This window comes from Acidovorax sp. Root70, assembly GCF_001428225.1.
Lineage (GTDB): Bacteria > Pseudomonadota > Gammaproteobacteria > Burkholderiales > Burkholderiaceae_C > Acidovorax.
In genome coordinates, this window is the sequence record NZ_LMHQ01000003.1 from 21190 (window position 1) to 35329 (window position 14140).

Genomic DNA, 14140 nt, shown 5'->3' on the forward strand with positions numbered 1-14140 from the left:
CGACTTTCTGCGGTGCCACGCCGGGCTACATCCTGCCCAGGGCTTGCATCTTCCAGGCCAGCCAGAACTTGCGCAGCGGCGTGAGGCGGATGCGCTGGTGCAGCACCTGGAAGTTCTCGTGCTCGATCTCGCGCAGCAGGGTGCGGTAGATGCTGGCCATCATCAGGCCGGGCTTTTGGGCGCGGCGGTCTGCGTCGGGCAGCAGGGCAAAGGCCTCGTCGTACAGCCGGTGTGCACGCTCCGCCTGAAAGCGCATGAGGGCGGTGAACCGGTCGGAGTACTGGCGCTTCAAGATCTCGTGCGCTTTCACATCGAACTGCTGCAGCTCGCTGACCGGCAGGTAGATGCGGCCCAGCATGGCGTCTTCGCCCACGTCGCGGATGATGTTGGTGAGCTGGAACGCCAGGCCCAGCCGGTGCGCGTATTCGGTGGTGCGCGGGTCGGTCTGGCCGAAGATGCGCGCGGCCACTTCACCCACGATGCCCGCCACCAGGTGGCAGTAGCCCTTGAGGCCTGCAAAGTCGAGATAACGGGTCTGCTCCAGATCCATCTGGCAGCCGTCGATCACGGCCTGCAGGTGGCGCTGTTCGATGCCGTAGTCGGCCGCCAGCGGCATCAGCGCCAGCATCACCGGGTGCGTGGGCTGCCCCGCGTAGGCCTTGGTCACTTCGGCCTGCCACCAGGCCAGCTTGGTGCGGGCCACGCCGGGGTCGCTCACCTCATCGACCACATCGTCCACCTCGCGGCAAAACGCATAGAACGCCGTGATGGCCGCGCGGCGGGGCGCGGGCAGAAAGAGAAAGGCGTAATAGAAGCTGCTGCCCGAGGCCACGGCTTTTTGCTGTACGTACTGCTGCGGTGTCATGGAGCGAGATTGTCCCATGGCGCACCGGGGCGGGCCGGTTGGCAGGGTTTGAGGTGTTTTCGGGCGGATGCGCTAGTGCAGCATGCCGAGGTTGCTATTCAAATGATAGCTTTAGGGAGGTGTTGCAGAGGCGGCGGGTGCAGGGGCCGGCGCCTCGGGTTGCGACATCTCGCGCATGAGCGCGTCCAGGTCGTCGCCCTGGATCGACATCTCGGGCAGTGTGGCGGGTGTGCTGCGCAGCCACTGCGTGGTGGCGGGCACGGCCATCACCAGGGCAATCACGCCGGCCAGGCAGAGCAGGTAGGGCGCCAGCGCGCGCGCCACCGCGCCCATGGCGGGCCGGGGCGCCACCTGGGCGCGGGACAGCACCAGCGCGTAGCCCAACGGCGGCAGCAGGAACCCCGCCTGCAGCACCAGCAAGGTAAGCGCAGCCACCCAGGCCGCGTCGTCCACCAGTGCCAGCAAAGGGGGCATGACGATGGGGATGATCAGGAAGATCAGCTCGAACGCGTCCAGCACAAACGCCGACCCCAGCAGAACGGCCAGCACCACCCCCATGGCCAGCAGGGGCTGGCCCTGCAGGGCACGCATCCATTCAGCCACCAGCACATCGGTGCCGTAGGCGCGCAGCACCAGCGAGAACGTGACCGCCGCCACCAGCAGCGCAAACAGCGCACCGGTGAGCGCCATGGCGTCGTCCAGCACCTGCGCCAGCCGCCGCAGCGTGAGCTGGCGCGACGTCACGCCCCACACCAGCAGCAGCACCCCGGCGGTGGCGGCGGCCTCCACCGCCCGAACACGGCCGGTGGTGACCAGTGCCAGCAGGGCTACGATGAGCGTAGGCACCACGCCCAGCGTCCAGCGTTCGCTGGGGGTCAGGGCTAAGGGGGTGGGGGACGCAGCCCTGTGACCTGCGGTGCCGCCAGTCCGGCGCTGGGCTAGCCACCAGGTCACGCCCATCCACAGCACCAGCAGCAAGGCGCCGGGTGCCAGGGCGGCCTGCAGCACATCCTGGGTGTTGATGATGCGGGTGCCCGCGCGGGCGCTGGCCAGCCCCAGTTGCGTGGCCAGGGTCAGGCCCTCGGTGTGGGCGCGCAGCATGGCATCACCCAGCAGCAACAGCACCAGCGACGGCGGCACGATGATGCCCAGCGTGCTGGCCACCGCGACCAGGGCGGTGCGGCGGGCGGGCGGCATGCCTTCGTGGGCCCAGGCCTGCCCGGCGGTGTGCGACAGGGTCACCAGGCTGGCCCCCACCGATCCGTTCATGGGTGCCATGAGCATGCCTACGCCCAGGCCCGCCATGTCGGGTGCGGCCCGTTGTCCCACCACGCGCGCCAGCAGCTTGCGCAGGCCGCTGTACAGGCCGTTGACGAGTGCCAGATGGTTGAGCAGCGCACCCACCACGGCGTACAGCACCAGCGCCTGCAGGAGGTCGTGTTCGAGCAGGCCCACTACGCGCTCCGGCAGGCTGCGCAGCACCGCGCCATCAAACGCGCCCAGCGCCAGGCCCGCCACCGCGCCCAGGGTGCTGACGCCCAGCAGCACGGAGTAGGTGGCCCAGCCGGTGGTCATCATCAGCACCAGGGCCAGCACCAGCAGCAACAGGCCGATGGCGTTCATTGGATGAGACTCATGCAGGGTCCGTCGGTGCGCCAGTGGGCGTACGCAGCGTGTGCATGGCCCGCCACAGGTCGGCCAGGGCCTGCAGGCCTAGCAAAACGGCCAGCAACAGCAAGGCCAGCTTGATGACGAAGTAGCCGGGGTTGGCGGTTTCAGGAAAACTCTCCAGCCCCCGCATCGACCGCCACACTGTGGGCGCGGCGTTGATGCACACAAACACCGCCCAGGGCAGCACGGCCAGGGGCGCGCCCAGCAGGCGCATGGCGCGCACCGGGCCCCGGCCCGCATGGGCGAGGTCGGGGCGGCTGACCAGGTGGGCGCCGCGCCGGTCGGCATGGCGCAGGGCCACGGCCACATACAGCGCAAACAGCACCTGCGCGAGGTCGTTGGCCTGGCTGGACCCCGCACCCCACCCGTCGCGCAACGGCCATTGCAAAAACAGCAGCAGCACGACCAGCAGCGCCAGCGGCATCACCAGTGCGCCCAGGCGGTTGAGCCAGCGCTCCAGTGGTAAGGGGGTGGGCAGGTCCGGCGGCAGATGCATGCAGGTGGGGGGCTACGAAACGTGCCGCGAAGCGAGGTGCGAGAGGGATTGCGATAGGGGCCGGTGGGCGGCGCGGTTCAGCATTCGACCACATTCACCGCCAGCCCGCCGCGCGATGTCTCCTTGTATTTCACCTTCATGTCCGCGCCGGTCTGCATCATGGTCTTGATGACCTTGTCGAGCGAGACCACGTGCTGCCCGTCGCCGCGCAGCGCCATGCGGGCGGCGTTGATGGCCTTGATCGCGCCCATGGCGTTGCGCTCGATACAGGGGATCTGCACCAGCCCGCCCACGGGGTCGCAGGTCATGCCCAGGTTGTGCTCCATGCCAATTTCGGCGGCGTTTTCCACCTGCTCGGGCGTGCCGCCCATCACGGCGGCCAGCGCGCCGGCGGCCATGGAGCAGGCCACGCCGACCTCGCCCTGGCAGCCCACCTCGGCGCCGGAGAGCGAGGCGTTCTCCTTGTAGATGATGCCGATGGCGCCTGCGGTGAGCAAAAAGGTGGCAATGCCGTCGTCGTTGGCCGGGATGGGGCCCTGCAGAAAGTTGACGTAGTAGTGCAGCACGGCCGGGATCACGCCCGCTGCACCATTGGTAGGGGCCGTCACCACGCGGCCGCCCGCGGCGTTCTCTTCGTTCACGGCCATGGCGTACAGGTTCACCCAGTCCAGCATGGAGAGCGGGTCGCGCAGGGCAGCCTCGGGCGAGCGGCTCAGGTTCTTGTGCAGCTCGGCCGCGCGGCGGCGCACATGCATGGGGCCGGGCAGGGTGCCAGTGCTGGCGCAGCCGCGCTGCACGGCGCCTGCCATGGTCTGCCAGATGGCCAGCAACTGGCGCCGCACCTCGGCCGGGCTGCGCCAGTGCTGTTCGTTGGCGGCCATGAGCTGGGCCATGCTCAGGCCCGTGGTGCGGCACTGCGCCAGCAGCTCGGCCCCGGTGCGGAACGGGTGTGGCAGGCCCTGGCCGTGGCCTGCGGTGTCGGCGCCCGCGCTGGCCGGGGTGTTGAGCACGCGCTGGCCGGCCGCATCGACCACAAAGCCGCCGCCTACCGAGTAGTACTCGCGCATGGCGATGTCGTTGCCCTGCGCATCCAGTGCATGGAACGCCATGCCGTTGGGGTGCAGCGGCAGGCTTTTGCGGCGAAACAGCAGGTGGTCCTTTTCGACAAACGGCACGGCATGCTCGCCCAGCAACGCCAGCGTGCCGCTTTGGCGGATCTGTGCGATGGCGGGGGCGATCTGGTCGGGGTCGATATGGTCTGGCTCGTGTCCGGCCAAGCCGAGCAGCACGGCCCGGTCGGTGCCGTGGCCCACGCCGGTGGCCGAGAGAGAGCCGAACAGCTCCACGGTAACTTGGTACACCGCCGCCAGGCCGACGGTGTCGCGCACATGGCAGGCAAACTGCCGGGCCGCAATCATGGGGCCCACGGTGTGGGAGCTGGACGGCCCGATGCCGATCTTGAAGAGGTCGAAAACGCTGACGGACATGGTGGGGGTGACCCTGGCTCAAAGGAAGTGCCGCAGCGCTTGTGGCGCGCAGGCACGGGCCGGCAGGGTGGGGCGCTGGCCGCCGCCCTGCCACGGTGGCCGCGAGGCTAACCGGGTGCGGTGGCCGGGGCATGCTCGCTATCCCTGCCCCGACCGGGCCGAGGGCGTGGAACATCTCAGCGGATCGCTATGAATTAAATAGCTGGTGGCGTATATAAATCAAGCGCTATAGGCCGTTTTTGCACTGCATGGTGCTCTGGCGGGCGAGTGTGTGAGCCCGCCTTGCGGCCCATGAATCTTTCTTACATCACCAGCGCGCGGCCCAGCATCACGCACCAGTCCCACCCACGGAGCTTGGGCCGGGTGTGCAGGCTGCCCCCTTTGAGGGCATCGACCTTGTCGAGGATGCGCAGGCCGCCTTGCACCACCAGCCGCAGCTCCCAGCCGGCGCGGCCGGGCAGGCGGTGCACCAAGGGGGCGCCGCTCTGCATCGTGGTGCGGGCCCAGTGGGCGCAGTCGGCAATCAGGCGGGCGTTCTCGCGGGTGCTTTGCAGCGCCAGCAGCTCGGACTGGCAGGCGCCATAGGTCGCGCAGTCGGCGCGGGGCAAATAGTGGCGGCCCCGGGGGATGTCCACGGACAGGTCCTGCCAGAAGTTGATGAGCTGCAGCGCGGTGCAGATGGCGTCACTCTGGCGCAGCGCCTCGGCGTCGTGCACGCCATACAGGTGCAGCAGCAGCCGGCCCACGGGGTTGGCCGAGCGGCGGCAGTAGTCCAGCAGCTCGTCGCGGTCGGCGTAGCCCTCACCGTCACGGGTTTTCTCCACGTCCTGGGCAAAGGCGCTGAGCAGGTCTTCCAGCAACGGCACAGGCAGCTGGTGGCTGCGCAACACGGCTTGCAGCGGCAAAAATACGCTGGCCCAGCGGGCAGACGGCGCATCGCCCTGAGCAATGGTGCGCAGGTCGGCCAGGTAGGCAGCCAGATCGGCGAGGCGGGTCGCGGCCGGGGCATCGCCTTCGTCGGCCATGTCGTCCGCCGTGCGCGCAAAGCCGTAGATGGCCGCTATCGGCTGGCGCAGGTGGGGCGGGCACAGCAGCGACGCGACGGGGAAGTTTTCGTAGTGGGTGACGGGGGGCGCCACCGCTTCAGTCGCGGTAGGCTGTGGCGCGCATGCTGCGCCGGGACGGGGGGAGGGGCTGGGGCGGTCGTTCACACCCCGGATTGTCGCTTGACAAGGCCAGGGGCTTCTCATAGATTACTAACCGGTCAGTCAGTAATGGTAAAACTCTCTTTTTAGGAGGCAAGGCGTCTGGCCGCTGCGTCGTTGACGAGCGCTACCTGCCACCGCTGGGTGCTCGTTGGCAGACGCCAGGCGTACCGTTGCAGCGCAGGCGTTTGGGCCTGCGTTTTGCTTGTTGATCCTTGTGGCCCCATTTTTATTCACCGGATTTCCCATGCGCACATCCTCCGCCTTGCGGCCCTCTTCACGGCATTCCAGGTTTCTGCTGGTGCTGGCCACCGCTACTGTGCTGGCCGCCTGTTCACGGCCCGCACCGCCCGAGGAGCCAGTGCGTTCCGTCAAGCTGATGACGGTGGGCGTAGGCGCGCTGCAGTCCAGTCTGGAGTATTCGGGCGAGGTGCGCGCGCGGGTGGAGTCGCGCCTGGGCTTTCGCGTGGCGGGCAAGATCGTGCAGCGCCAAGCCGAACTGGGCCAGCGCGTGAAGGCGGGCCAGGTGCTGGCGCAACTGGACCCCAAGGACTATCAGCTGGCGGCTGACGCAGCGCGCGCGCAACTGGCATCGGCCACCACGCAGCGCGACTTGGCGGCGGCAGACCTCAAGCGCTACCAGGCGCTCAAGGACCAGAACTTCATCAGCGGTGCCGAACTGGAGCGCCGCGAGGCCACGCTCAAGGCCGCCCAGGCCACGCTCGACCAGGCGCGCGCCCAGCTGTCCTCCCAGGGCAACCAGGCGGCCTACACCACGCTGGTGGCCGATGTGTCGGGTGTGGTGACGGGCATCGACGCCGAGCCGGGCCAGGTGGTGTCGGCCGGCGCGCCGGTGGTGCGCATTGCGCAGGACGGCCCGCGCGATGTGGTGTTTGCCGTGCCGGAAGACAAGGTGGCGCAGATCACGACGGGCTCCGAGGTGGCCGTGCGTGGCTGGTCTGGCGGCGCGACCCTGACGGGGCGCGTGCGTGAAGTAGCTGCCAGTGCCGACGCTGCGACCCGCACCTTCCAGGTCAAGGTGGCCATTGACGCGGCCGACGCCCCGGCGCTGGGCGCCACCGTGTACGCCACGCCCAAGGCACTGAGCCATGCCGGCATTGCCGCCATCAAGCTGCCCACCAGCGCGCTGCGGCAGGAGGGCCAGTCCACCGCCGTGTGGGTGTACGACCCCGCGACCAGCACCGTCAAATCGCAGGTGGTGCAGATTGCCACGGCCGACGGCAACGATGCCGTGGTGGCTGCGGGCTTGGCGCCCGGCATGCAGGTAGTGGCCACCGGCGTGCATGTGCTGTCCCCAGGCCAGAAGGTGACGGTATATCAGCCAAAAGTGGCTCAAGCGCCGGTGAATAAAGCGCAGACAGCTCCTGAATCTGTAGCGATGCCTGCTGTGCCATCTGCTCCCGCGGCCTCCGCAGCGCCTGCCACCGCCACGGCCTCTGCCGCCAACTGAGGCCCGCCATGACGCAAATCCAACCCAAAGAGGGGTTCAACCTCTCCAAATGGGCGCTCGACCATCCCGCGCTCACCCGCTACCTCATGGTGGTGCTGATGCTGCTGGGCTTTGCGGCCTACTTCCAGCTCGGGCAGGACGAAGATCCGCCGTTCACCTTCCGCGCCATGGTGGTGCGCACCTACTGGCCCGGCGCCACGGCCCAGCAGGTGGCCGAGCAGGTCACCGACAAGCTGGAACGCACGCTGCAGGAGGTGCCCTACGCCGACAAGATCCGTAGCTACTCCAAGCCTGGCGAGTCGCAGATCATTTTCCAGATCAAGGACTCCTCCAAGCCCGGCGACGTGGCCAACGTCTGGTACAGCGTGCGCAAGAAGGTGGGCGACATGCGCTACACCCTGCCGCAGGGTATCCAGGGCCCGTTCTTCAACGACGACTTCGGGGATGTGTATGGCGTGATCTACGCGCTGGAGTCCGAGGGCTTCAGCTACGCAGAACTCAAGCAGTTTGCCGACGACGCGCGCCAGCAGCTGCTGCGCGTGCCCGATGTGGCCAAGGTCGAGCAGTTTGGCGTGCAGGACGAAAAGCTCTTCATCGAGATCTCGCAAAAGCGCCTGTCGCAGCTGGGCCTGGACATGAACCAGGTGCTGGCCCAGCTGGGCCAGCAGAACGCCGTGGAAAGTGCGGGCGCCATCCAGACCCCGCAAGACCAGGTGCAGGTGCGCGTGCAAGGCCAGTTCAACGCCATCGAGGACCTGCGCGCGATGCCGATCCGCGGCCCCTCGGGCGCGCAACTGCGCCTGGGCGATATTGCCGAAGTGCAGCGCGGCTATGTGGATCCACCGGCTGTGAAGGTGCGCCACCAGGGCCGCGAGGTGATTGCGCTGGGCGTCTCCATGGCCAAGGGTGGCGACATCATTGCGCTGGGCAAGGCCCTGCACACCACCACCGACCGCATCGCCGGGTCGCTGCCGGCGGGCGTGAAGCTGGTCAATGTGCAAGACCAGCCCAAGGCCGTGTCCACCTCGGTGAATGAGTTCGTCAAGGTGCTGATCGAGGCCGTGGTCATCGTGCTGGCGGTCAGCTTCATCAGCCTGGGCTTCCACAAGCGGCCCGGCAACAACCCGCTGTGGAAGCGCTGGTATATCGACCCCCGCCCGGGTCTGGTGGTGGGCATCACCATCCCGCTGGTGCTGGCCGTCACGTTCCTGGCCATGTGGTACTGGGGCATCGGGCTGCACAAGATCTCGCTGGGTTCGCTCATCATCGCGCTGGGCCTGCTGGTGGACGACGCCATCATTGCGGTCGAGATGATGGTGCTGAAGCTCGAAGAGGGCTATGACAAGGTGCGCGCCGCCACCTTTGCCTACGAGATCACGGCCATGCCCATGCTCACGGGCACACTGATCACGGCGGCGGGCTTCTTGCCCATCGGGCTGGCCAAGTCCACCACGGGCGAATACACGTTTGCCATCTTTGCCGTGACGGTGATTGCATTGGTGCTCAGCTGGTTCGTGTCGGTCTATTTCGTGCCTTACCTCGGCACGCTGCTGCTCAAGGTGCCGCCTCATGTCTTGGCCGCTCAGGCCAACAAGGGCATCACGGACGACCCGCACGAGGTCTTTGACAGCCCGTTCTACCGCAGCTTCCGCCGTCTGGTGGATTGGTGCGTACAGCACCGCTGGCTGACCATTGGTGCCACTGTGCTGACCTTTGCGCTGGGCATTGTCGGCATGGGCCAGGTGCAGCAGCAGTTCTTCCCGGATTCGAGCCGGCCAGAGATCCTGGTCGATATCTGGTTCCCGGAAGGCACGTCGTTTGCGGGCAACGAGGCCGTGACCAAGCGCGTGGAGCAACGTCTGCTGTCCGAGCCGGGCGTGAACACGGTGAGCACCTGGGTGGGTTCTGGCGTGCCGCGTTTCTATCTGCCGCTGGACCAGGTGTTCCCGCAGAGCAACGTCTCTCAGTTCATCGTGGTGCCGCAGGATCTCAAGCTGCGCGAATCGCTGCGCGTGAAGCTGCCGGCGCTGTTGGCTGAGGAGTTCCCGGAAGTGCGCGGGCGTGTCAAGCTGCTTCCCAACGGCCCGCCAGTGCCGTACCCCGTTCAGTTCCGCGTGGTGGGCCCCGACCCGCTGGTGCTGCGTGAGCGCGCAGACGAGGTCAAGGCCCAGCTGCGCCAGAACCCCAACATGCGCGGCGTGAACGACAACTGGAACGAGTCCGTCAAGGTGCTGCGCCTGGAAGTGGACCAGGCCAAGGCGCGCGCCCTGGGCGTGACCAGCCAGTCCATCGCGCAAGCGTCCAAGACCATTCTGTCTGGCACCCAGGTGGGCCAGTACCGCGAGGGCGACAAGCTCATCGACATCCTGCTGCGCCAGCCGCTGGATGAGCGCAACGCCATCACCGACATTGCCAACGCCTACCTGCCCACGGCGTCGGGCAAGTCGATCCCGCTCACGCAGATCGCCAAACCCGTGTTCACCTGGGAGCCCGGTGTGATGTGGCGCGAGAACCGCGACTACGCCATCACCGTGCAGGGCGACGTGACCGAGGGCCTGCAGGGCGCGACGGTGACGGCGGCGCTGTTGCCGTCCCTCAAGGAGATCGAGGCCAAGTGGCGGTCGGCGGGGCAGACGGGCTACCGCATCGAGGTGGCTGGTGCCGTGGAGGAAAGCTCCAAGGGCTCGGCGTCCATCGCGGCGGGGCTTCCCATCATGCTGTTCATCACCTTCACGCTGCTGATGCTGCAACTGCACAGCTTCAGCCGCGCGATGCTGGTGTTCCTGACCGGGCCGCTGGGCATGGCGGGTGTGGCTGCGTCCCTGCTGCTGCTCAACCGACCGTTCGGCTTTGTGGCGCTGCTGGGGGTGATCGCGCTCATGGGCATGATCCAGCGCAACTCGGTGATCCTGATCGACCAGATTGAGCAGGACCGCGCCCGGGGTGTGCCTGCATGGGATGCGATCGTGGAATCGGCCGTGCGCCGTTTGCGCCCCATCGTGCTAACGGCCGCGGCCGCCGTGCTGGCCATGATCCCGCTGTCGCGCAGCGTGTTCTGGGGCCCGATGGCGGTGGCCATCATGGGCGGGCTGGTCGTGGCCACGGTGCTCACGCTGCTGGCGCTGCCTGCGATGTACGCGGCCTGGTTCCGTGTCAAACGGCCCGCACCCGAGGTCGCGGGCGTTGCTTGACCGATGGGTCTCCCGTATCAGGTAAAATAGAAGGTTGACCGATTTCACGCAGGCGGCAGCTGAGGTTGCCGCCTGTTTGTTTGTAGAACCGCGCGGGTGGCGAAATTGGTAGACGCACCAGGTTTAGGTCCTGACGCCAGCAATGGTGTGGGGGTTCGAGTCCCCCCCCGCGCACCACCCATGTGAGACTTTGCGGAACACGGCGCTGCTGCGCTGCAGCCAGCACGATCCACATTCATAAGAGGAATAGCCATGGCCGTTACTGTTGAAACCCTTGAGAAGCTCGAGCGCAAGATCACGCTGAGCGTGCCCGTCACCCTGATCCAGTCCGAAGTGGACACGCGCCTCAAGCGCCTGGCCCGCACGGTCAAGATGGACGGTTTCCGTCCTGGCAAGGTGCCCATGAACGTGGTGGCCCAGCGTTATGGCTACTCGGTGCAGTACGAAGTGCTGAACGACAAGGTGGGTGAGGCCTTTGCCGTGGCTGCGAACGAAGCCAACTTGCGTGTAGCTGGTCAGCCCCGCATCACCGAAAAAGAAGGTGCTCCTGAAGGCCAGGTGACTTTTGACGCCATCTTCGAAGTGTTCCCCGAAGTCAAGATTGCTGACCTGTCGGACGCCGAAGTCGAAAAGCTCTCGTCCGAAGTGACTGACAGCGCCATCGACAAGACCATCGACATCCTGCGCAAGCAGCGCCGCAGCTTCGCCCAGCGCGCCCTGGACGCCGCTGCGCAAGACGGTGACCGCGTGACCGTGGACTTCGAAGGCAAGATCGACGGCGAGCCGTTTGACGGCGGCAAGGCCGAAGACTTCCAGTTCCTGGTCGGCGAAGGCCAGATGCTCAAGGAGTTCGAAGATGCCGTGCGTGGCATGAAGTCCGGCGAAAGCAAGACTTTCCCCCTGGCTTTCCCCGCTGAGTACCATGGCAAGGACGTGGCTGGCAAGACCGCCGACTTCCTGGTGACCATCAAGAAGATCGAAGCCGCCCATCTGCCCGAAGTGAACGACGCCCTGGCCAAGTCGCTGGGCATTGCCGATGGTTCCGTGGAAGGCCTGCGCGCCGACATCAAGAAGAACCTGGAGCGCGAAGTCAAGTTCCGCCTGCTGGCCCGCAACAAGGCTGCCGTGATGGACGCCCTGGTGTCCAAGGCTGAACTGGATCTGCCCAATTCCAGCATTCAGGCTGAAATTGCCCGCCTGATGGAAGGCGCCCGCGCTGAACTCAAGCAACGCGGCGTCAAGGATGCCGACAAGGCCGAGATCCCTGAAGACGTGTTCCGTCCCCAGGCCGAGCGCCGCGTGCGCCTGGGCCTGGTGCTGGCCGAACTCGTGCGTGCCAACGAACTGCAGGCCAAGCCTGAGCAGCTCAAGGCCCACATCGACGAGCTGGCTGCCAGCTACGAGAAGCCCGAAGACGTGGTGCGCTGGTACTTCGGCGACCGCCAGCGTCTGGCCGAAGTCGAAGCCGTTGTCATCGAAAACAACGTGACCGAATTCGTGCTGTCCAAGGCCAAGGTCGTCGAGAAGGCCATCTCCTTTGACGATCTGATGGCGCAGCAGGGCTGATAGGCCCTGGGGCCGGGCGGCCTGCCTCGTGCAATCGCCCGGCGGGGTCTTCAGGACACTTCAGGGGCTTGTGCTTTCGCGCACAAGCCCCAATTCATTTCTGGGTACAGTACCTGCTTGACTGGAGAAATACATGAGCGCATTGGAAACACAAGGCCTGGGCATGGTCCCCATGGTCATCGAGCAGTCGGGCCGTGGCGAACGGTCCTATGACATCTACTCGCGCCTGCTCAAGGAGCGCGTGATTTTTCTGGTGGGCCCGGTCAATGACCAGACGGCCAACCTGGTGGTGGCGCAGCTGCTGTTCTTGGAAAGCGAAAACCCCGACAAGGATATTTCGTTCTACATCAACTCGCCCGGTGGTTCGGTGAGCGCTGGCATGGCGATCTTTGACACCATGAACTTCATCAAGCCCGATGTCTCGACCCTGTGCACGGGCATGGCGGCCAGCATGGGTGCGTTCTTGTTGGCGGCAGGCGCCAAGGGCAAGCGTTTTGCGCTGCCCAATTCCAAGGTCATGATCCACCAGCCATTGGGCGGCATGCAGGGCCAGGCCACCGAGATCGAGATCCATGCCCGCGAGATCCTCAAGACCCGCGAGCAGCTCAACAAGATCCTGGCCGAGCGCACCGGCCAGCCGCTGGAGAAGATCCAGCGCGACACCGAGCGTGACTATTTCCTCTCGGCCGACGAAGCCAAGGACTATGGCCTGGTCGATCAGGTGATCAGCCAGCGCGCCTGATCGCCCGAGGGCGAGAAAGCGGCGTTTTCCCGAGGGGAAGACGCCGTTTTTTATTTGGTTATCATCCCGACAACTTTCCGAAACAAGCAAGGCATTGCCCCCATGGCCGAGAAAAAAGGCTCTTCCAGCGAAAAAACCCTTTACTGCTCTTTCTGCGGCAAAAGCCAGCATGAAGTGAAGAAGCTGATCGCCGGTCCGTCGGTCTTTATCTGCGACGAGTGCATTGACCTGTGCAACGAGATCATTCGTGACGAATTGCCAGCTGGTGACCTGGCCCGCGAAGGCCGCAGCGACCTGCCTACGCCGGTAGAGATCAAGGCCAACCTCGACAACTACGTGATCGGCCAGGACGTGGCCAAGCGCACGTTGGCGGTTGCGGTGTACAACCACTACAAGCGCCTGCGCCACAAGGACAAGGCCCACAAGGACGATGTGGAGCTGTCCAAGAGCAACATCCTGCTGATCGGTCCCACGGGCTCGGGCAAGACGCTGCTCGCGCAGACGCTGGCGCGCATGCTGGATGTGCCCTTCGTGATGGCCGACGCCACCACGCTGACCGAAGCCGGCTATGTGGGCGAAGACGTGGAGAACATCGTCCAGAAGCTGCTGCAGAGCTGCAACTACGAAGTCGAGCGCGCCCAGCGTGGCATCGTCTACATCGACGAGATCGACAAGATCTCGCGCAAGTCGGACAACCCCTCCATCACCCGCGACGTGTCGGGCGAAGGCGTGCAGCAGGCGCTGCTCAAGCTGATCGAAGGCACGATGGCCAGCGTGCCGCCCCAGGGCGGGCGCAAGCACCCGAACCAGGACTTTCTGCAGATCGACACGACCAACATCCTGTTCATCTGCGGTGGCGCGTTCGCGGGTTTGGAGAAGGTCATCGAAAACCGCACCGAAGCCTCGGGCATCGGCTTCGGCGCATCGGTCAAGAGCAAGAAGCAGCGTTCGCTGACCGAGGTGTTCACCGAGATCGAGCCGGAAGACCTGATCAAGTTCGGCATCATCCCCGAGCTGGTGGGCCGTATGCCCGTGGTGACGGCGCTGGCCGAGCTGAGCGAAGACGCGCTGGTGCAGATCCTGACAGAGCCCAAGAACGCACTGGTCAAACAGTACAGCAAGCTTCTGGCCATGGAGGGGGTGGACCTCGAAATTCGTCCTGCAGCCCTCAAAGCCATCGCGCGCAAGGCGCTGGCCCGCAAGACGGGGGCCCGTGGCCTGCGCTCCATCCTGGAGCAATCGCTGATCGGCACGATGTTCGACCTGCCCAACACCAGCAATGTCGAAAAGGTGGTGGTGGATGAGTCCACCATCGAAGAAAACAAGCCGCCGCTGCTCGTGTACCGCGAAGCGGCCAAGAAGGCCTGAGAAGACCGGAGCGGGCGCTTTGTTGTCGCCCTTTGAACCATCAACCCTTGCGCCAGTACGGCTGCGTGCAAGGGTTGA

Annotated in this window: 10 protein-coding genes and 1 tRNA gene; 6 read left to right on the forward strand and 5 right to left on the reverse strand. The window is 65.9% G+C overall.

The features are described 5' to 3' along the window. Positions 1-25: 25 nt before the first annotated feature. The 5 genes from hpnD to hpnC all read right to left on the reverse strand — a co-directional run bounded on the left by hpnD (position 26) and on the right by hpnC (position 5658). Positions 26-865: a presqualene diphosphate synthase HpnD gene (gene hpnD / locus ASD94_RS02490; RefSeq protein ID WP_056638143.1), complete on the reverse strand. Its 840-nt coding sequence runs from the start codon at positions 863-865 to the stop codon at positions 26-28. A 111-nt stretch (positions 866-976) separates the two neighbouring features. Further along, positions 977-2488: a TRAP transporter large permease subunit gene (locus ASD94_RS02495; RefSeq protein WP_056638145.1), complete on the reverse strand. Its 1512-nt coding sequence runs from the start codon at positions 2486-2488 to the stop codon at positions 977-979. Positions 2489-2498: 10 nt separating this feature from the next. Next, positions 2499-3032, reverse strand: coding sequence for a C4-dicarboxylate ABC transporter substrate-binding protein (locus tag ASD94_RS02500; protein WP_056638148.1), 534 nt, complete (start codon positions 3030-3032; stop codon positions 2499-2501). A 77-nt stretch (positions 3033-3109) separates the two neighbouring features. After that, the gene (locus tag ASD94_RS02505; protein ID WP_056638151.1) at positions 3110-4519 is read right to left on the reverse strand and encodes an L-serine ammonia-lyase; all 1410 of its coding nucleotides are present in this window, start codon (positions 4517-4519) and stop codon (positions 3110-3112) included. 302 nt (positions 4520-4821) lie between these two features. Beyond that, positions 4822-5658, reverse strand: a complete 837-nt coding sequence (gene hpnC, locus ASD94_RS02510) for a squalene synthase HpnC (RefSeq protein WP_056638154.1) — start codon at positions 5656-5658, stop codon at positions 4822-4824. 313 nt (positions 5659-5971) lie between these two features. Here hpnC and ASD94_RS02515 point away from each other — a divergent pair, with 313 nt between their 5' ends. From ASD94_RS02515 to clpX, 6 genes are all read left to right on the forward strand, one after another. Continuing rightward, a complete protein-coding gene (locus tag ASD94_RS02515; RefSeq protein ID WP_056638157.1) occupies positions 5972-7195 on the forward strand; it encodes an efflux RND transporter periplasmic adaptor subunit in 1224 nt (407 codons plus the stop codon). An 8-nt stretch (positions 7196-7203) separates the two neighbouring features. Continuing rightward, positions 7204-10386 carry an efflux RND transporter permease subunit gene (locus ASD94_RS02520; protein WP_056638160.1) on the forward strand — a complete coding sequence of 1061 codons (3183 nt, stop codon included), beginning with the start codon at positions 7204-7206 and terminating at the stop codon, positions 10384-10386. A gap of 90 nt (positions 10387-10476) precedes the next feature. Continuing rightward, positions 10477-10563, forward strand: a tRNA-Leu gene (locus ASD94_RS02525). 75 nt (positions 10564-10638) lie between these two features. Beyond that, positions 10639-11952: a trigger factor gene (tig, locus tag ASD94_RS02530; RefSeq protein WP_056638163.1), complete on the forward strand. Its 1314-nt coding sequence runs from the start codon at positions 10639-10641 to the stop codon at positions 11950-11952. Positions 11953-12085: 133 nt separating this feature from the next. Then, positions 12086-12694 carry an ATP-dependent Clp endopeptidase proteolytic subunit ClpP gene (gene clpP, locus ASD94_RS02535; protein WP_015014885.1) on the forward strand — a complete coding sequence of 203 codons (609 nt, stop codon included), beginning with the start codon at positions 12086-12088 and terminating at the stop codon, positions 12692-12694. A gap of 102 nt (positions 12695-12796) precedes the next feature. Beyond that, positions 12797-14062, forward strand: coding sequence for an ATP-dependent Clp protease ATP-binding subunit ClpX (gene clpX, locus ASD94_RS02540; protein ID WP_056638166.1), 1266 nt, complete (start codon positions 12797-12799; stop codon positions 14060-14062). The last annotated feature ends 78 nt before the right edge of the window (positions 14063-14140 follow it).

What these genes read in the sequence shown, in the direction of transcription:
- hpnD (WP_056638143.1), bottom strand. Translation starts at nt 865, where the DNA reads ATGACACCGCAGCAGTACGTACAGCAAAAAGCCGTGGCCTCGGGCAGC.
- ASD94_RS02495 (WP_056638145.1), bottom strand. Translation starts at nt 2,488, where the DNA reads ATGAACGCCATCGGCCTGTTGCTGCTGGTGCTGGCCCTGGTGCTGATG.
- ASD94_RS02500 (WP_056638148.1), bottom strand. Translation starts at nt 3,032, where the DNA reads ATGCATCTGCCGCCGGACCTGCCCACCCCCTTACCACTGGAGCGCTGG.
- ASD94_RS02505 (WP_056638151.1), bottom strand. Translation starts at nt 4,519, where the DNA reads ATGTCCGTCAGCGTTTTCGACCTCTTCAAGATCGGCATCGGGCCGTCC.
- ASD94_RS02515 (WP_056638157.1), top strand. Translation starts at nt 5,972, where the DNA reads ATGCGCACATCCTCCGCCTTGCGGCCCTCTTCACGGCATTCCAGGTTT.
- ASD94_RS02520 (WP_056638160.1), top strand. Translation starts at nt 7,204, where the DNA reads ATGACGCAAATCCAACCCAAAGAGGGGTTCAACCTCTCCAAATGGGCG.
- tig (WP_056638163.1), top strand. Translation starts at nt 10,639, where the DNA reads ATGGCCGTTACTGTTGAAACCCTTGAGAAGCTCGAGCGCAAGATCACG.
- clpP (WP_015014885.1), top strand. Translation starts at nt 12,086, where the DNA reads ATGAGCGCATTGGAAACACAAGGCCTGGGCATGGTCCCCATGGTCATC.
- clpX (WP_056638166.1), top strand. Translation starts at nt 12,797, where the DNA reads ATGGCCGAGAAAAAAGGCTCTTCCAGCGAAAAAACCCTTTACTGCTCT.